The organism is Sphingomonas sp. Leaf231 (assembly GCF_001421995.1).
GTDB lineage: Bacteria > Pseudomonadota > Alphaproteobacteria > Sphingomonadales > Sphingomonadaceae > Sphingomonas.
Genome location: NZ_LMLS01000006.1, coordinates 120711 through 138347, shown reverse-complemented (window position 1 = coordinate 138347; position 17637 = coordinate 120711). Strand labels below are relative to the sequence as shown.

Genomic DNA, 17637 nt, shown 5'->3' with positions numbered 1-17637 from the left:
TTTAACCTGTGCACTGGCATCATGGTTCCGACATTCGTTCCGGAGGATCGATGCGGAAGGTTCGCGATTACGATGCCGAGCTGAAGGCGCTGGAGGACAAGGCTCGCGCCCTGAAGGCCCGGCGTGTCGAACAGCTCGGCGCCCTCGTCACCACCACCGGCGCCGATGCGCTCGACATGGAAACGCTCGCCGGCGCGTTGCTCGATGCGGTCGCCTCGGCCGATGCCGATGTGAAGGAGGCGTGGCGCGGGAAAGGCGCCGCCTTCTTTCAGCGACGCGGGCGAAAGGGCAGCCGGACTGCTGGCAGCGACGACTGTAGCGCAAATCCGCAACCAGGCGCTGATCCGGCGTCTGGAAGCGGCGCGGAGTCGGACTGATACGCGGGACTGGGTCGTGGCCCGCCGCGAGCGCACGCGTCACCTAATCGAGCTCGGCGGACTCGTGCACAAAGCCGGGCTGGTCGACCTCGCCGGTGACGATCGCGCCACCATCTACGGCGCGCTGCTGGAACTGGTCGGCAAGGCGCGGAGCGGGACGGCAGACGATGTGCTCGCGCTCTGGAAACGACGGGGGCGGCGCGCCTTCGATAGCGAAGCGGAAGGGAGCAGGACCGATGCCTGAACTGTCCGATGAGGAACACACGGCTCGCCAGAAAGCGGTCGATTTCGTGCGTGGCAGTGTCGCGCCGTCTGGGGACGAACGAGATCCTGAGATCGAACGGCTGAATGCGCGTTACGTCGCCGGGCAACTGTCCGACAGCGAGCTTCTCGACGCTCTGCTCGCGCACGGTCGCTCGTTGCCGCAGGGCAAGCGGGTGCAGGAGTATTTCACCAGTTTTGACGAGGGCATCAACGCCACTAAGGATCGATGACCGGACCGTCCGGACCCGGGCGTGTCATGACCTTCTGGCCGGCCTGGACGCGCACGCTCGACAGCATGATCGCCAGCCTCGCGCGGACACGGTCGCGCTGCCGGCGCTGCCATGTTCTGCTGCACGTCGATCCCGAAGCCATGCGCGTCCGGCTGGGCGGGTCCGCCAGCCTCATCGACCGGAGCGATCCGTGCGCCGTCGTCGGTTGCGGGGGCGACGTCCATTACCTCGGAGCCCCGGCGACCGGTGCCGCATATCATGTCCTCGTCGCCGATCCCGGGCTGCTCGCCGGCGTCATCGATCCCGTCGGCCTGCTATTCCGGTCGCGCTGGCAAGACATGGTGACGGTCGAGGCACCGCCCCTGCCCGGCCGGGCAGGGGCTGCGGTCATCGCGCTGCACCCTCGCACCGCCATCGGCGCGGACGAAAGGATTTCATGATGACCGGGTGGTTCCGCCAGCTGGCGCGCGCATCACGCAACCTCGGGCGTATCGCTTGGGCAAACCCGGTCTGGGCGGTGCAGAGCCTGGTCTTCGCGCCCTTCCGTTTCGCCCGCCACCTGTTCGGCGTCCTGGTTCTCATGATCGCCGTCGCGATCGTCCTCAATCTCGGCTCGGCCGCGCTGGTCTGGTATGCCGGCATCGATCGCTATCCCATACTCCACACGGTCATCCTGCTGCTGATCTGGCCCGCGATCCTGCTCGTGCCGCTGCGCGCGCTCTTCCAGCCGCTGATCCTCCACTATGGCGGCACGACCGCCGACGACACCCACGGCTCGGCCCGCTTCGCGACCGACGCCGAGGCGCGCGGACTGACTGGTGACATGGGCCTGCTGATCGGCCGGGACCGCAAGTCGGGCAAGCTGCTGCGCTATGCCGGCCCCGCCCATCTGCTCACGATCGCACCCACCCGCAGCGGCAAGGGGGTGGGCACGATCATCCCCAATTTGCTCGAATATCCCTTCGCCGTCGTCTGCATCGATCCCAAGGGCGAGAATGCGCGCATCGCCGCGTGCCGGCGCGGGAAGTTCGGTGCCGTCCATGTCCTCGATCCGTTCGGGATCACTGGGCTGCCCGCGGCAGCGTTCAACCCGCTCGACCGGATCGACCCGGCGGGCCTCGATGTCGCCGACGACTGCATGACGCTCGCCGACGCGCTGGTCCACGACGCGCACGGCCAGCAAGGCGAGGCGCACTGGAACGAGGAGGCGAAAGCGCTGATCGCCGGCCTGCTGATGCACATCGTGGCGAGCGAACCGGCCGCGACCCGCACGCTGGCGACCCTGCGCGATCACCTGACGCTGGCGCCGGCGGGGTTCGCAGGCCTGCTCGACCGGATGCAGAAGGCCGGTGGCCTCGTCGCGCGTGCCGCCAACCGCCAGCTCGGCAAGTCCGATCGCGAGGCGGCCGGCGTGCTGTCGTCCGCGCAGCGCCATACCCACTTCCTCGACAGCCCCCGCATGACCGCGACGCTTGGGGCTTCGGACTTCCGGTTCGCCGATCTGAAGGAGCGCCCGGCGAGCATCTTCCTTGTCCTGCCGCCCGATCGGCTCGATACCTATGCCCGCTGGCTGCGCCTGATGGTCGCGCAAGCGCTGACCGAGCTGGCGCGGGCGCCGGGACGCCCGCCCTGGCCGGTGCTGTTCCTACTCGACGAGTTCGCGGCGCTGGGCCACCTCGAACCGGTCGAGCGCGCGATGGGGCTGATGGCGGGCTACGGGATCCAGCTCTGGCCGATCGTCCAGGACATCCACCAGTTGCAGGCGCTCTACGGCAAGCGCGCCGGCACCTTCCTGTCCAACGCCGGCGTCCTTCAGGTGTTCGGGGTCAACGACCGGGAGAGCGCCCAGCTCGTCTCCGACCTGCTCGGCCAGGAGACGGTCGTGTTCGAAACGATGAGCCGCGCGCTCGACGCAGAGGGCAGCGGGATCAGCTTCGGGCAGCAGCATGTCGGCCGCCCTCTGCTCACCCCCGACGAGGCCCGCACACTCAGTCCCGACCGCCAGCTCCTGTTCCTCGCCGGACAGCGGCCGGTGATCGCGACCAAGCTGCGCTACTATGCCGATCGCGAGTTCACCGGGTGCTTCGATCCGGCGTGATCGACCGGCCCGGAACCGATAACAGGCGGCTTGTATCGGCGTATACACTGCCTAAAGCGCTCGCGTGGTAGCAACGAAAAGTCAGCTTTGGAGTATTGAACCGCGCCGGGTCTATCAGAGACCTTTGTTTTGTGATTCATGCGGCCATATCGATGTCGTGTGCGCGCGCGTAACTGAAGGTCTATGTCTATCTCTGCGGACCGCAAAGCCCTGGTAGGGCGGCATCAATGAAAATACAAGCGGTCTGCTACGCCATTACTTCCCAAAGGGTACCGACCTCAGCGCGCATGGTGCCGAAATCATCGCGGCTGTTGCCGCCATCCTCAATGGCAGCCCCCAAGAGACTCTCGGCTGGAAAACGCCCGCCGAAGCGCTTGACGAATGCCTCGCCCAGATCAACAAACACCCGTTGCGATGACCAGTCGAATTCGCCGGCGTGTTTTCAAGCACCACGGTTTCGAACGTTCGTTGACCTCTGTCGCTGCCGTTCGCCGACCTGCCCCGCTCGCCTCTGTTTCCGCTGGCGCTACCCCATCGATTGAAAGCAGCTGCCAGCAACCATGCACCGCGAACGCGGAATCAATTTGTGAACGCTGTGCTTGCCCTCACTTGTGCAGGGTCGCCCATTTGGACGATGTTGAATCGTGGGACGCCGGTGCTGACGTGGTTGCGCGGCAGACGAACCTCGCTGATGGCAATCTCGCACTATCATCCATCCGGACGGGCAATGATCACCGCTTGGCAATTCTACCTGCTGGCGATACCCGCCGTCATCCTGCTCGGCCTTGCGAAGGGCGGGTTCGCTGGCATGGGTGCCCTGTCGCTGCCGCTGATGGCGCTAGCGATCGACCCGGTCCGCGCCGCCGCGATCACGCTGCCGTTGCTCATCGCGCAGGACGCGGTCGGCGTGTGGGCGTTCCGCCGCACCGTCGATTGGCGCCTGCTCGGCTGGATGCTACCGGGCGCCGCCGTCGGCATCACGCTCGGCTACGGTTTCGCTGCAAGCGTTTCGGCCGAGGCAGTGATGGCCGCGGTGGGGCTCATCTCGATCCTGTTTGGCCTGTACCGCCTGTGGGCGGCTCGCCGTCAGCGCCGCCGCGTCGCACGCTGGCCCGAATGGCTCGGTACGCTCTTCGGCGCTGCCTCGGGCTTTACCAGCCAGATCGCGCACGCCGGGCAGCCGCCGTTCCAGTTATGGGTATTGCCGCGGGATCTTCCGCGCGATCGGCTGATCGGCACCACCGCGATCTTCTTCGCGGCGGTCAACTGGATCAAGGTCCCGGCCTATGTCGCGCTTGGCCAGTTTACGCGCGCCAACTTGATGACCTCGCTCGCGCTCCTGCCGCTCGCGCTGATCGCAACGGTCGCGGGGGTCGCGCTGGCCCGCCGGGTTGCGCCCGAACGCTTCTTCACCGCCATCTACATCCTGATGATCGCGGTCGGTGTCGCGCTGATATGGCAAGCGGCGGCGTGACGCCGTGAGGAAAGCGGACACTCGCCGCGCGGTATCCGACCGCCGGTTGAGGGTGCCGCCGCATCGGCCCGGATTTGCCGTTGTCGACACGCTGGCGTATGAGCATGCAATGTCCGACGCTTCCTCCCCCGTGGTACCCGACACCCGCGCACCCGCCCGCAAGGGGGACCGGCACCAGGAAGCGGTGACCCTGCTGCGGCGAATGATCCTGTCGGGCGATCTCCCGCCCGGCGAGCCGCTCCGCGAGGTGGCGCTCAGCGAGCGGTTCGGCACGTCGCGCACCCCGGTGCGCGAGGCGTTGCGGACGCTCGCCGCCGAAGGGCTGGTCACGCTGCTGCCCAACCGTACGGTGCAGGTCAGCCAGCTTGACGAACAGGCCGCCTCCGACGTGTTCAGCGTGCTGGGAGCGCTGGAGTCGCTCGCTGCGCGGCTGGCGTGCGAGCGGATGAAGCCCGAGGATGTCGAGGTGCTGTCCGAGCTGCAGGACGACCTGTCGCATTATTTCGACGTCCGCGACCGCGTACGCTATCTCGAAGCCAATCGCCTGATCCACGAGCATATCGTCGAATCGTCCCGGAACAGCTCGCTGATCCTGGCGTGGCGGCTGCTGCTGCCGCGCGCCGAGCGCGCGCGCCATGTCAGCACGCTCGATCATACGCGCTGGGCCGAGGCGTTCGGGGAACATGTCGAGATCGAACGCGCATTCCGCGCGCGCGACGTAGTCGCGATCACGCGGTTGATGGAGGCGCATTTCGACAATGGCGCCGCCAGCATCCAGGAGGCGCGCAAACGCGCGCGGCGCGAGCAAAGATCACGCGCCTACAAGAGCGCACCCGGCGCGGAATGACCGGCGTCGGGCACCTCGCGTAGCGGCGCGCGTCAGTCTGCGTCGCGGTAGAGCAACCGTGCCGCGTCGATCCGCAGGAACAGCAACCCGCCCAGCGCCGACAGCGCGGCGAGCACGTACATGGCGGCGTTCCACCCGCTCCAGTGGAGGATGTAGCCGGTGATCACCGCAGCCAGCGCGCCGCCGATATTGCCGAAGGTGTTCATGACCGCCGACACCGATCCGGCATAGACCCCGCCCACGTCGAGCGTCAGCGCCCAGGAGACGCCCACGGTCAATTCCAGCCCGAACACGGCCAGCGCGAACCACGCGACGCTGACGAGCGGCGACCCGCTCAGCACCCCCGCCGGGATCGCCACCGCGGCGAGCGCGAAGCCGACCACCGCGACCACGCGTCGCGCGCGGGTGACCTGCCCCGTCCGCCGTAGCAGATGATCCGATACCCAGCCGCCGGTCACGTCGCCGATCACGCCCGCCATCAACGGCAGGCTGGCGAACAACCCCATCTGCGCCAGTTCGAAGTCCCGCACCTCGCCGAGATATTTCGGAAACCACGTGAGAAAGATGTTGATCGAATAGGCGTAGCAGAAATACATCGCCGAGATCAGCCAGAGTTGCGGCTGCGCCAGGATGCGCCGCCACGGCACCTTGGCCGTCGCATCGCCCGCCGATTGTGGCGCCAGCGCCGCAGCGATCATCTCGCGCTCCGCGGCGTTGGTGGCCGCGTGATCCTGCGGCCGGTCGCGATAATAGCCGTACCACACCGCCGCCCAGACCAGCCCGAGCCCGGCGAAGATCAGGAAGGGCGCACGCCAGCCGAAGTGGATCATCAGCCACACCACCACCAGGGGCGTCAGCGCGGCGCCCAGCCGCGCGCCCGCATGCGTGACGCCCTGCGCGAAGCCGCGTTCGGACGGCAGCATCCAGCGGCTGAGCGAGCGCGTCGCATTGGGAAACGCGCCCGCTTCTCCGCAGCCGAACAGGAAACGGCACGCGATCAGCGATCCCGTGCTCCAGGTCGCGGTGGTCAGCGCGGTAAAGGTCGACCACCAGACCACCACCGCGGTAAGCACGCGGCGCGGGCCATAGCGATCGCCGAGCCAGCCGCCCGGAATCTGGAACAGCGCATAGCCGATCTGGAACACGCCCAGCACCCAGCCCCAGGTGCGGTCGCCGATGCCATATTCCTGCTGGATCATCGGCCCCGTCACCGAGATGACGACGCGGTCCATATAGGTGATCATATAGGCCAGCACGGTCAGCCACAGCACGACGTGGCGCACGCGGGTCGGGCGGGCGGCCGCGACGGCGGTCGTCGGCTCGGCCGCCGCGGCGAGCGGCACGCCGCTCATCGAACCGAGGGAACCTTGTTGCCGCCGATATAGACTGCGGCGATGCGGCGGCTGTTGAGGATGTCGCGCGTCGGGTCGGCGTCGAGCACCACGAAATCGGCCAGCCGCCCGGTCGCGATCACGCCGCGGTCGCCGGTGCCGAGCCAGGCGGCCGAGCGCCCGGTCGCGGCGTGGATCGCCTGCGCCGGGGTGAACCCCGCCTTCACCAGCTGCTCCAGTTCCCAATGTTCGGAATAGCCCGGCAGCCGCCCCGGCGGCCCGGCGTCGGTGCCGAAGCCGTAGCGAACCCCGGCGCGCGCGAGCGCCGTCGCATTGTCACGCGCCTGCTCGTCGATCTGCGGCAAGGCAGGGTAGATCCGGCTCGACGCGATCGTCTTCTCGCGCTCGGGACTCTCCAGCCCGGCGATCGTCGCCGGGTCGGCGGCCTGCCGGAAAAAGGGGTCGCGGGTGCGGGGATTGTCCGCGGCGAACGCATAAACCGCGGCCTCGCGGCTGAGCGTCGCGGCACCCTGCCACACGCCGCGCGCCTTCATCGCGCCGATCAGCTCGGCGTCCACCGGCTTGTCGCGCACGCTGTGCATGAAACCGTCGATCCCCTGCGCCACCAGCATCTTGGCGTCGGCGAGGTAGAAGACGTGCGCCAGCACGCGCTTGCCGTGGCGGTGGCCGGCGTCGATGATCGCCTTGCTTATCGCATAGGACATCTTCGGCATGGCGCCGAGTTCGTCGTCCATCCACAGCTTGATATAGTCGACACCCTTGCGCGCCTGCGCCTCCACCTCGGCGGCAGCCTCCTCAGGGGTCGCGACGGGGTGGTTGATCCCGGGTACGCCGCCATAGCCGCCCTTGAACACCAGCCCCTGCCCCGCGGTCAGCAGCCGCGCCATCGTCTGCGGACCGGTGCGCCCGGCGTCGCGGATCGCGATCACGCTATCCTTGTCGGTGCCCATCGACTGCACGGTCGTCACCCCGAACGCGGCATAGGTGCGCAGGTCGCGCTGCACCGAGTCCGGCGTGAAATAATCCGCCTTCTGGACGAGATCGCGCACCGTGCCGATGTGGATGTGCAGGTCGATAATGCCGGGCATCAGATATTTGCCGCCCAGGTCGACGGTGCGCACGCCGCGCCGCCGCGGTGCCTTGCCCTCCGCGCCGACCCAGCGGATCCGTGCGTCATCGACCAGCATCGCCTGCCGGGCACGGGGCGCCGCGCCGGTGCCGTCGATCAGCGTGAAGCCGCGATAGAGGATCGGCTCGGCGTGCCCCGCCGTCGCCCCTGCCCCGCCCACCGCCACCGCGGCGAGCGCGACCGCCCACCGATAGATCGCCCGCCTGCCGCTCGCCATCACCCGCTCTCCTCCGCCCGCCGCGCGGGTCGTTTGCCCGCAGTCGATCGATGCATGCAATGTTTACGCGATGTATGCAATCTGGCAAGTCGCTGTACCCAGAGCATAAACGAGAGGGTGTATGAGGAAAGCCGCGATGCGGGGAGCCGCCGCGCTGCTGGTCGCCACGATGATCGGCGGGCCGAGCCGCCCGCAGGCCCCACAGGCAGACTGGACCAGCTTCGGCGGCGACGAGGCGGGACGGCGCTTCTCGCCGCTCGGCGAGATCACCCCGGCCAATGTCGCGCGACTGATCCCGGTGTGGACTTTCGAACTGCGCCCGGCCGACCGTCCCGACGCGCGCCTGCTGACCAGCAACATGACCCCGCTCGCGATCGCCGGCATGCTGTACCTCGCGACGCCTTATGGCCGGATCGTCGCGCTCGACGGCGCATCCGGGGCGACTCGCTGGACCCATGATCTACCCGCGGACGACGGGGTGGCGGGGCGCGCGCTCGCTTACTGGCCGGGCGACCCGGACACCCCGGCGCGGCTGTTCGTCGGCACGCGATCGGGGCGGCTGCTCGCGCTCGACGCGGCGACCGGCCGTGTGGCGGCGGGCTTCGCGCCGCTCGTCCTTCGCACCCCGGAGATCATGAACGGCACCGATGGCGGGGGCTATCCCGCCGGCTACAGCTACCAGATCAACAGCGCGCCCGCGATCGTCGGCGACGTGATCGTCACGGGTGCACGGCTGCAGGAATCGCCGACGCGCGGCCCCGCCGGCGACGTGCGCGGCTGGGATGCGCGCACCGGCCGGCTGCTGTGGACCTTCCGCTCGATCCCGCGCGCGGGGGAACGCTTTGCCGAGACGTGGCGCGCCGGCGACGGATTGCGGCGCACGGGTGTGAACGTGTGGAGCAGCATGGCGGCGGACGTCGGCCGCGGCATCGTCTACGTCCCGTTCGGCACCCCCGCCTACGACCGCGTCGGGATCGACCGGCCGGGCGCCAATCTGTTCGCCAACGCGCTCGTCGCGCTCGATGCGCGCACCGGGCGGCACCTTTGGCATTTCCAGACCGTCCACCACGACATCTGGGATCTCGACCTGCCGGTGCAGCCGACCCTGTTCGACGTGCGCCGCGCCGGCCGCGTGATCCCGGCGATCGCGGCGATGAACAAATCGGGTTATCTGTTCGTGCTCGACCGGGTCACGGGCCAGCCGATCTTCCCGGTGCACGAACGTCCCGTGCCGCGCAGCAGCGTTGCGGGCGAACAGGCGTGGCCGACCCAGCCGATCCCCGCCGCACCCGCGCCGCTGACGCGTCAGGCGATGAACGCGACCGACATCGCGACGCTGACCCCGGAACATACCGCCTTCTGTCGCGCGCGCATCGCACGCGAGCACGCCGGCTTCGCCGCACCGTTCGAGCCGCTGCGCACCGACCGGCCGATGGTGCGCTTCCCCGGCAGCGGCGGTGGGCCGAACTGGGGCGGCGGGGCTTATGATACCGCACGCGGATTGTACGTGATCAACACCAGCGAGCTCGGCTCGATCGAGCAGCTTGGGCAGGATGCGCAGGGCAATTGGTACAATGTCGCGCCAGGCCCGTCATGGTTCGGTCAGGACGGGAGCCGGCTGCCGTGTCAGCGCCCGCCCTGGGGGCAGCTCGCCGCGGTCGATGTGTCGAGCGGGCGGATCGCGTGGCAGGTGCCGCTCGGCGTCACCGACGGGCTGCCGCCGTCGCGACGCGTGACCGGACGCCCCAACGTCGGCGGACCGCTCGTCACCGCGACCGGCCTGACGTTCATCGGCGCGACCGACGACCGCTACGTCCGCGCCTTCGCGACGGCGAGCGGGCGCGAGCTGTGGCGCTTCCGGCTGGGCGCCGCGGCGCACGCACAGCCGGTAAGCTATCGTGGCGGGGACGGGCGGCAATATGTCGCGCTGGTGTCGGCCGGCGGCTCGTTCCTCGGCAGCCCCAACAGCGCCAGCCGGCTGGTGGTGTTCGCCCTGCCGCGCACCGGCGAGCGCGGCGTCGCGGCGATCGCAGCGCGGGCGGTGGCGCCGGTCCGCGCGCCGAATCCTCCCCGGACGCCGACCGCGACCGTGGCAGTCGCCTCCGCCTCGACCGATTTCGCGCCGGGACCGGTGAAGGCGTTTGCGGAACGCGCCTGCACCGCCTGCCACGTCGCGGCGCAGGTCACCGGCCAGCGCCGCGCGCGCGCAGACTGGGCGGCGACGGTGGAAAAGATGGTCGGTTATGGCGCGCAGGTGCCCGACGCGCAGTTCGATCCGCTGGTCGACTATCTCGCGCGTCACTATTCCCCGGCGGAGTGAACGTCCCGCGCGATCAGCGCGGCGGCGCGACCAGCACGTCGCGCCCGATCGTGGTGACGTCGCGCTGCCCCGCCAACGCCATCGCCACCGCCAGTTCATGGCGCAGCAACGTCAGCATTCGCGTCACCCCCGCCCCACCCTGCGCCCCGAGCGCATAGGCCCAGGCGCGGCCCAGCAACACGCCGCGCGCGCCGAGCGCAAGCGCGCGCAGGATGTCGGTTCCCGAACGGATGCCGCCGTCCATCAGCACCTCGGCGCGCCCGTCGACCGCCTCCACCACGCGCGGCAGCGCCGCGATCGCGGAGGGCGCGCCGTCAAGCTGACGCCCGCCGTGATTGGACACGACGATCGATTCCGCTCCGGCCGCGATGGCGTCGCGCGCATCCTCCGGGTCGAGCACGCCCTTGATCACCAGCCGCCCGCGCCAGTGGCGGCGCAGCCACTCAAGATCGGCCCATGTGACCGTGGCATCGAAGTTGCGGCCCACCCAGGCGGTGAACTCCGCCAGCCCCGCGCCGCCCGGCATGCGCGCGGCGAAATTGCCCAGCGTGTGCGGCCGCCCGCGCACGCCGACGTCCCATGCCCAGCCGGGATGCCGCGCGATCTCGATCCCGCGCCGCAGCCGCGCCGCGATGCCCTGGTCACCGGTCAGGCCGGTGCGGACGTCGCGGCGGCGCGGGCTGTGGACGATCAGGTCGACGGTCAGCACCAGCGTATCGACCCCCAGCGCGGCGGTCCGCGCCAGCAGGTCCTCCATGAAGCCGCGATCCTTGATGATATACAGCTGAAGCACCACCGGCGCGGCGACGGCGACCTCCTCGATCGCGCAGCACGACGAGGAGGAGAGGATGAACGGAACACCGGCCGTCGCGGCGGCGCGCGCCGCCTGCACCTCTCCGCGCCGCGCGTACAGCCCGGCCAGTCCGATCGGCGCGAGCGCGACCGGGAAGCTGGCCGGCTGCCCCATCAGCGTCGTTTCCAGCCGCGGCCCGTCGACGTCGCGCATCACGCGCTGGCGCAGTTTCAGCGCGGCAAGATCGTCGGTGTTCGCGCGCAGCGTCTCCTCGGCATAGGAGCCGCCGTCGATATATTCGAACAGGAAGTCGGGCAGGCGCCGCCGCGCGAGCGCGCGGAAGTCTTCGATCGAGGCGGGGATCGAGGCAGCGATCATCGCGTGCTCACGCGCCGCTCCACCGTGGCGTCTCCTTGGCCAGGAAGCCGCGCACGCCCTCGGCGAAATCGGCGCTGCCATAAACGCTTGCGATCAAGTCGGCGATGTCGGGTTGCGCGGCGACCGCCGCGCGGCGGATCGCCTCCTTGCTTACCGCCATCGTCAGCGGCGCATGGGCCAGCAGCCGCTCGACCAAGGCGGCGACGGTGACGTCGATCTCCGCTGGCGCGACCAGCGCGTTGACCAGCCCGAGTGCCTGCATGTCCCTGGCATCGACAATCTCCGCGCCGAGCAGCAGCCGCTTCGCCATGGCCACGCCGGCATGCTGGACCAGCCGGCCATAACCACGCGCGGACAGGCAATTGCCGATGGTGCGCGCCAGCGGCGAGCCGAACCGCGCGCCATGCGCGGCGACGCGGAAATCGCTTGCGAACGCCAGCGCGAGTCCGCCGCCGACCGCCCAGCCGTCGACGATCGCGATCACGGGTTGCGGCAGCGACTCGACCGCGCCGACATAGCCGTCCATCTCGGCCTCATAGGCGACGCCCTGTTCGCCGCTGGTGAAGTCGCGGAAGCCGGCGATGTCGGTGCCCGCGACAAAGGCTTTCCCGCCTGCGCCGCGCAGCGTGACGACACGCACCTCGCGGTCGTCCGCGATCGCGGCACAGGCGTCGCCCAGCCCGCGCCACATGTCCCAGGTCAGCGCGTTATACGCGGCAGGGCGATCGAAGGTGATGCGCGCGACCGCGCCGTCCTTCTCGTACCGGGTGACGCCCGCGCTCACGCCGGGATCTCCCGCGCCAACCGCCCCGCCGCGCGCAGCTCGCACCGGATTTCGTCGCCATGTTGGTCCAGCAATGGCGGCGGATAGCGCACCTGCTGCGGTGTCTCGGACAATTTCACCGGGAAACCCAGCGCCTTGATGCTGCCTTCCACCGGGTGCGGAATATCCTGCACCATGGCGCGCGCCTGCGCGTGCTCGCTGGTGGTCGATTGCGCATAGTCGAGGATCGGCCCGGCGGGCACGCCCGCCGCCAGCAGCATTTCGACCCATTCCGCAACGGCGCGCGGGCGGAAACTGGGGCGCAGCAACGCGATCAGCTCGGGCGCATTGGCGACGCGCAGGCTGTTGTCGACGAAGCGCGGATCGTCCGCCAGCTCCTGCCGCCCGATCACGCCGAGCAACGCGAGCCACAGTTTCTGGTTGGCGGCGGCGAACACGAACCAGCCGTCCGCCGCCTCCACGGCCTGGTAAGGCGCGGACATGCGATTGGCGCTGCCGAGCGGGCGCGGGCTTTTGCCGGTGCCCCACAATTCGGCGGTCTCCCACACCGAAAGGCCCAGCGCCGCCTCGAACAACGAGGCGGTGACGAGCTGCCCCTCGCCGCTGCGTTCTCGCGCGAACAACGCGGACAGGATGCCGTACGCGGCGAACAAGGCGGAGCCGAGATCGCCGACCGGGGTGGTGTTCTTCACCGGCGCGGCATCCGGCACGCCCACCGCGCTCATCAGCCCCGACATGGCCTGCGCGATCAGGTCGTAACCCGGGCGCATCGCCCAGGGGCCGGTCGCGCCGAAGCCCGAGATGCTGGCGTAGATCAGCCGCGGGTTGCGCGCGCGCAACGTCTCATAGCCCATGCCCAGCCGGGCGGCGACGCCCGGCCGACCGTTCTCCACCACCACGTCGGCGGTGTCGACCAGCGCGTAGAAGGTATCGCGGTCGACCGCGTCCTTGAGGTCGAGCACGATGCTGCGCTTGTTGCGGTTGAGCGCGAGGAAGCCGGGGCTGTCGTCGCCCTTCAGCCGGAACCCCATCGACCGGCGCGAACTGTCGCCGACCACCGGCGGCTCTACCTTGATCACGTCGGCGCCCATGTCGCCCAGCAGCATGCAGCAGAACGGCCCCGCCATCACCTGCGACACGTCGAGCACCCGGATCCCCGCCAGTGGCTGATCGCCCGTCATCGTCCCCGCCCTGCCGTCCGGCGCTCAATTGTATCCATCAGTTGTATCTTGCATACAACATCTGCACGTGGCGGCAAGGGCCTGCACACGCTCACGCGCCGGGTTTGTCCTGGGTGATCGCGATCGCATCGAGCGCGCCGGGGTCGGCGGGCAATTCCGCCTGACCCGCGGGGAAGCCGTTGCGCGACAGGATCAGCGCCTCGATATCGGCCACCTTGGCGGCACCCAGCGAGTTGGGATTGTCCAGCGGCATCGTCGTCTTGATCCGGGTGAACAGCGCCGCCGCGGTCTGCCCGGTCCAGTTCGCCCGAAAACCGCCGCCCGCCAGCGGTGGGGCCTGGTCGTTACCGCCGAGCGCATCGCCATGGCAGCTGGCGCAGGTGGAGGCATAGAGCGCCGCGCCGCGCTGCGCCTGCGCGGCGGTGTAGACGCCGCCCCAGACGTCGCGCGGCGCACCCTGCGACAAGGCGACCGCGGGCAGCACCACGAGCGCGACGCCAAGGAACGGGCGGAGGGAAGAGCGGGTCATACGCACCTCGTTGGACGGGCCGGTCACGCGGCGGGGAGACGATAGGCGACCAGCTCGCTGCTGTACGCACCGCCGCCGATGGCGATGACGATGTACTGGCGCTGGTCGAGCATGTAGGTCATCGGCGCACCGGTTTGTCCGGCGGGCATGTAGACCGCGCCCTTCTGCTCGCCCGTCGCCTTGTCATAGGCGCACAGCATCGCGCCGCGTCGCCCGTCGGGCAGCGTGAAGACGCCGGGTTCGCCGCAGATCACCAGCGTCCTGGTCACCAGCGGCCCGACATTGCCCGCGCGTCCGGTCTTGGGAACCGTCACATTCTTGAGTTTGGGATGGTTGCGCACCGCGTCCGGGGTCTCGCCGTGCGCGACCTGCCAGACGTGTGCGCCGCGCTTCAGGTCGATCGCGGTAATCCGGCCATAGGGCGGTTTGAGCAGCGGAAGGCCGTCCACGGTCAGCACGCCATAGCTATGGTCGCCGCGGCGCGGTGCGTCGGGCAGGCCACGGACGTTGATGATCGCGAAGTCGGACCGCGTCGGATCGTCGTTGGGCAATTCGCTCATCACGTCCGCGACGGTCTTCGAATAGACGTAGACCACGCCGGTTTCGGGATCCGCTCCGCCACCGGGCCAGTTGGTGCCGCCGGTCAGGTTGGGTGCGGTCAGCGTGCCCCAGGTGCCGTCGCGATCAAACATCGAGGCCGGGGTGAACAGCGGGCCGCGGCGGTAGTTTTTCGTGAGCGCGAGCGCCTTCGCGCGCAGTTCCGGCGTAAAGTCGATCAGGTCGTCGTCGCCGACGCCCTGGACATCGTAAGCGGCGGGGCGCGACGGGATCGGCTGCGTCGGCGCATACCATTCGCCGGCGACGTCGCCCTTGGGCACCTTGCGCTCCGGAATCGGCCAGATCGGTTTCCCCGTCGCGCGATCGAGCACGTAGAGGAACCCCTGTTTGGTCGGCTGCGCGAGTAACTGGCGCATCCGGCCGCCGACCGGCACGTCGAGCAGCATCGCGGCGCAGGGGATGTCGTAATCCCACAGCCCGTGATGGACGAGCTGGTAATGCCACTTCCGCTCGCCGCTATCGAGGTCGACCGCGACGATGCTCTCGCCGAACAGCCCCGGCCCGCGACGATATTGCCCGCCGACATCGCCGGTCGGCAGCTCGATCCCGAGATAGGCGAGGTTGAGCGCCGGATCGGCCGAGATCTGGCACCACATGCCGGCATTGCCGATCTTCGCGGTACCGTCGAGCCAGCTGTCGTAACCGAACTCGCCGGGACGCGGGATGGTGTGGAAGATCCATTTCCGCTTGCCCGTGCGCGCGTCATAGCCGCGCACATAACCGCGCACGTTGTCGCGCGTCTTCGGCACGTTGCCGGCGGTGTGCGCGGCCCCCACCACCACCGTGTCCCTGGCGACGAGCGGTGTCGAATTGAGGCCGACGTCGCCTTCTATCAGGTCGACGTCCTGGTCGAACTCGGTCTTCAGATCGACCACGCCGTCGATGCCGAAGGCGGGGATGCGCTGCCCGGTGCGTGCGTCGAGCGCGATCAACCGATAGCCGATCGTGACGTAGAGCAGCCGCTCCTCGGTGCCGTCGGTCCAGTAGGATACGCCGCGACCGGAGAGCTGGCGCGGCGCCTTGCGCGCGCGCTCGCCCTCGTCCTCGCGATGGATCCACAACAGCTCGCCGGTCGCCGCGTCGAGCGCGACCACGTCGCGCCGCGATCCCGCGGTCGAATAGATCACGCCGTTGATGACCAGCGGCGTCGCCTCCAGCTGGTAATCGGGGCGCGCGCCGAGTGCGTCGGTGCGGAACCGCCACGCCACCTCCAGGCTATTGAAATTCGCCGCGTTGATCTGGTCGAGCGCGGCGTAGCGCGTGCTGGCCAGGTCGTTGGCGTAATGGCGCCAGTCGGTATCGCCGGGCGCCCGCTGGCGCGGGCTGACCTGCGCCGCGGCGAGCGGCGCGCGCAGCGCGAGCCAGGTAAGCGGCGGCAGCGCCAGCAGCGCGCGTCGGGTGAAGCGCATCGCGCGATCCTCTGCCGGCCGGGTCAGTGCGCGGGCTCGAAATTGTGGAGGATGACCGGGCGCGGGTTGATCGGGATGCGGGTCGACATCGGCGCGCTGGGATCGTTGCCGGCGCGGTGCCAGCGCCCGCGCGCGGCGGTGACGACATCGCCCGGCTCCGAGGTGAAATAGGGATAACCTTCGATCTTATACCCGATCTTGCCTTCCATGATGAACCAGAACTCGGTCCATTCGGTATGGAAATGCCCCTTGTTGGTGTCGGGCGGCACCGCATCGGCGGCCTTTCCGCGCAGGATGTTCGACGTCCAGTGATCGTCCCACACGAACTTGCCGTTATACGGCTTGTCGCCGACGGCGATCGTCTTGAAGAAGTCGACGTAGACCGGGTTGGTCTCGCGGTCCTTCGCCGGGCCGGGATTGCCGGTCACCTTGACATAAGTGCGACCCTTGACCGGGTCGGGCGTCTCGCTGGCGGGGTAGAGTGGCGCGGAGCCGGCCTGGCGCACCTCGAACCATACGGCCGGCTGCCGGCCGACATTCTCGACCGAATAGACGTGGCGGAACGGCACGCTGACCATATAGCCCTTGGTCGCGGTGAAAGGCTCCGCGCCGTCGATCGAGACGCGCAGGCTGCCGTCCCACACGATGAACATGATCCGGTCGTCGGCGTAGAAGCGCGGCTTGCTTTTCTTACCCGCGCCGAGCGAGACGTAATCGGCGTCCTGTTCCGGGTTACGGATCACGGGATGGATCCAGTCGCTCTGCCCGCGATGCGCGGCACGAATGTCGGCGAGCTTCCAGTGGACCTTGTTGGGCGTCGCATAAGCGGTCGGCTGCGTCGGCTTGGGCGCCCAATATTCGCCCGGCATCCTGGGCTGGGTCACGGGCATCGGATCCTCGCGCCCGGAGAATTGAGCGGAGGCAGCGACACCGCCACCGAGCGCCGCAAGCACGCTGCCCAGGTACAGCAACCCCTTCATCCCACTCTCCTTTTCTGCGACGCTCCCCGAAGGTGCCTCGTTTGTATGGACAGTCGCAATCTTGTATGCGATTTGGCACGACGTCAAGCGCACGGACGATGGTCGTCGTCAACCGGCGCTGGCGCGACGGGGAGGAACGGGATGCGCTGGACGCTGGCGGGGCTGCTGTTGGCGACGATCGTCGCCGTCCCTCTGCACGCCGCCGACTATCAGGCGGATCTCGGCCCGATGCCGCTCGACGACGAGACCAAGGCGGTCATCGCCGGCCGCGGCGAGGCGGCGGCGCGGCTCGACGGGACGCGACTCACCCTCAGCGGCACGTTCCACGGACTGCCGTCGCGCGCCACCGCGGCGCATCTGCTGATCGGCCCCGCAATCGGCGTGCCGGGCACCAAGGCGCTGTCGCTCGTCGTGACCGGCGGCACGGAGGGAACGGTCGCGGGGCGCTACCGGCTCAGCGCGGCGCAGGCGGCGGCGCTGCGCAGCGGGCGGTTGTACGTCCAGATCGACAGCGAGAGCGCGCCGCCCGGCTATGCCTGGGGTCCGAAAGGCACCTTATGGGGTTGGCTGCTCCCCGCGCACGCGCGCGCAACGCCCGGCGTGCCGCAACGCGACGCCTGGTTCCTGCCGCAGCTCGATACGCCGCGGCGCTGAGAT

At 69.2% G+C, this 17637-nt stretch carries 17 protein-coding genes and 1 pseudogene; 10 read left to right on the top strand and 8 right to left on the bottom strand.

Features of this window, described 5'->3' with window-relative positions; all coding sequences use genetic code 11:
• Positions 1 to 50 precede the first annotated feature (50 nt).
• The 8 genes and pseudogenes from ASE95_RS16890 to ASE95_RS16860 all read left to right on the top strand — a co-directional run bounded on the left by ASE95_RS16890 (position 51) and on the right by ASE95_RS16860 (position 5290).
• Positions 51 to 377, top strand: a complete 327-nt coding sequence (locus tag ASE95_RS16890; RefSeq protein ID WP_056639055.1) for a conjugal transfer protein TraD — start codon at positions 51 to 53, stop codon at positions 375 to 377.
• 16 nt (positions 378 to 393) lie between these two features.
• A complete protein-coding gene (locus ASE95_RS16885) occupies positions 394 to 621 on the top strand; it encodes a conjugal transfer protein TraD (RefSeq protein ID WP_056639052.1) in 228 nt (75 codons plus the stop codon).
• The gene (locus ASE95_RS16880; protein WP_056639049.1) at positions 614 to 871 is read left to right on the top strand and encodes an antitoxin VbhA family protein; all 258 of its coding nucleotides are present in this window, start codon (positions 614 to 616) and stop codon (positions 869 to 871) included. Before ASE95_RS16885 ends, ASE95_RS16880 begins: the two co-directional genes overlap by 8 nt.
• A gap of 26 nt (positions 872 to 897) precedes the next feature.
• Positions 898 to 1311, top strand: coding sequence for a hypothetical protein (locus ASE95_RS16875; RefSeq protein ID WP_056639046.1), 414 nt, complete (start codon positions 898 to 900; stop codon positions 1309 to 1311).
• Positions 1311 to 2969 (top strand): type IV secretory system conjugative DNA transfer family protein, encoded by a 1659-nt coding sequence (locus ASE95_RS16870; RefSeq protein ID WP_056639167.1) that lies wholly within the window; start codon positions 1311 to 1313, stop codon positions 2967 to 2969. The genes ASE95_RS16875 and ASE95_RS16870 overlap by 1 nt, the downstream gene beginning before the upstream one ends.
• Before the next feature lie 185 nt (positions 2970 to 3154).
• Positions 3155 to 3387, top strand: a pseudogene (locus ASE95_RS17445) (IS30 family transposase); the annotation flags it as partial.
• Positions 3388 to 3696: 309 nt separating this feature from the next.
• The gene (locus tag ASE95_RS16865; RefSeq protein WP_056639043.1) at positions 3697 to 4443 is read left to right on the top strand and encodes a sulfite exporter TauE/SafE family protein; all 747 of its coding nucleotides are present in this window, start codon (positions 3697 to 3699) and stop codon (positions 4441 to 4443) included.
• Between the two features lie 109 nt (positions 4444 to 4552).
• Entirely contained in the window at positions 4553 to 5290 is a 738-nt protein-coding gene (locus ASE95_RS16860) for a GntR family transcriptional regulator (RefSeq protein WP_056639040.1), read from the top strand.
• Positions 5291 to 5322: 32 nt separating this feature from the next.
• On the opposite strand, the gene ASE95_RS16855 is transcribed toward ASE95_RS16860, so the two are convergent.
• Together ASE95_RS16855 and ASE95_RS16850 are read right to left on the bottom strand one after the other, a co-directional pair.
• A complete protein-coding gene (locus ASE95_RS16855; RefSeq protein WP_056639037.1) occupies positions 5323 to 6642 on the bottom strand; it encodes an MFS transporter in 1320 nt (439 codons plus the stop codon).
• Positions 6639 to 7988, bottom strand: coding sequence for an amidohydrolase family protein (locus tag ASE95_RS16850; protein WP_056639034.1), 1350 nt, complete (start codon positions 7986 to 7988; stop codon positions 6639 to 6641). The genes ASE95_RS16855 and ASE95_RS16850 overlap by 4 nt, the downstream gene beginning before the upstream one ends.
• A gap of 121 nt (positions 7989 to 8109) precedes the next feature.
• On the opposite strand from ASE95_RS16850, the gene ASE95_RS16845 reads away from it, so the two are divergent.
• Positions 8110 to 10308: an outer membrane protein assembly factor BamB family protein gene (locus tag ASE95_RS16845; protein ID WP_082450243.1), complete on the top strand. Its 2199-nt coding sequence runs from the start codon at positions 8110 to 8112 to the stop codon at positions 10306 to 10308.
• 13 nt (positions 10309 to 10321) lie between these two features.
• On the opposite strand, the gene ASE95_RS16840 is transcribed toward ASE95_RS16845, so the two are convergent.
• The 6 genes from ASE95_RS16840 to ASE95_RS17885 all read right to left on the bottom strand — a co-directional run bounded on the left by ASE95_RS16840 (position 10322) and on the right by ASE95_RS17885 (position 16980).
• The gene (locus ASE95_RS16840) at positions 10322 to 11479 is read right to left on the bottom strand and encodes an L-lactate dehydrogenase (protein WP_056639029.1); all 1158 of its coding nucleotides are present in this window, start codon (positions 11477 to 11479) and stop codon (positions 10322 to 10324) included.
• Positions 11480 to 11486: 7 nt separating this feature from the next.
• Entirely contained in the window at positions 11487 to 12263 is a 777-nt protein-coding gene (locus tag ASE95_RS16835; protein WP_056639163.1) for an enoyl-CoA hydratase, read from the bottom strand.
• Positions 12260 to 13444, bottom strand: a complete 1185-nt coding sequence (locus tag ASE95_RS17890; RefSeq protein ID WP_056639026.1) for a CaiB/BaiF CoA transferase family protein — start codon at positions 13442 to 13444, stop codon at positions 12260 to 12262. The genes ASE95_RS16835 and ASE95_RS17890 overlap by 4 nt, the downstream gene beginning before the upstream one ends.
• A gap of 91 nt (positions 13445 to 13535) precedes the next feature.
• Complete coding sequence (locus ASE95_RS16825; protein WP_056639159.1) at positions 13536 to 13973, bottom strand: c-type cytochrome; 438 nt, start codon at positions 13971 to 13973, stop codon at positions 13536 to 13538.
• A 23-nt stretch (positions 13974 to 13996) separates the two neighbouring features.
• Positions 13997 to 16000, bottom strand: a complete 2004-nt coding sequence (locus ASE95_RS16820; RefSeq protein ID WP_056639024.1) for an outer membrane protein assembly factor BamB family protein — start codon at positions 15998 to 16000, stop codon at positions 13997 to 13999.
• A gap of 23 nt (positions 16001 to 16023) precedes the next feature.
• Positions 16024 to 16980, bottom strand: coding sequence for a cupin domain-containing protein (locus tag ASE95_RS17885; protein WP_056639022.1), 957 nt, complete (start codon positions 16978 to 16980; stop codon positions 16024 to 16026).
• A 141-nt stretch (positions 16981 to 17121) separates the two neighbouring features.
• Between ASE95_RS17885 and ASE95_RS17970 the strand changes: the two genes are divergently transcribed.
• Entirely contained in the window at positions 17122 to 17634 is a 513-nt protein-coding gene (locus ASE95_RS17970; RefSeq protein ID WP_056639021.1) for a CHRD domain-containing protein, read from the top strand.
• Positions 17635 to 17637 lie beyond the last annotated feature (3 nt).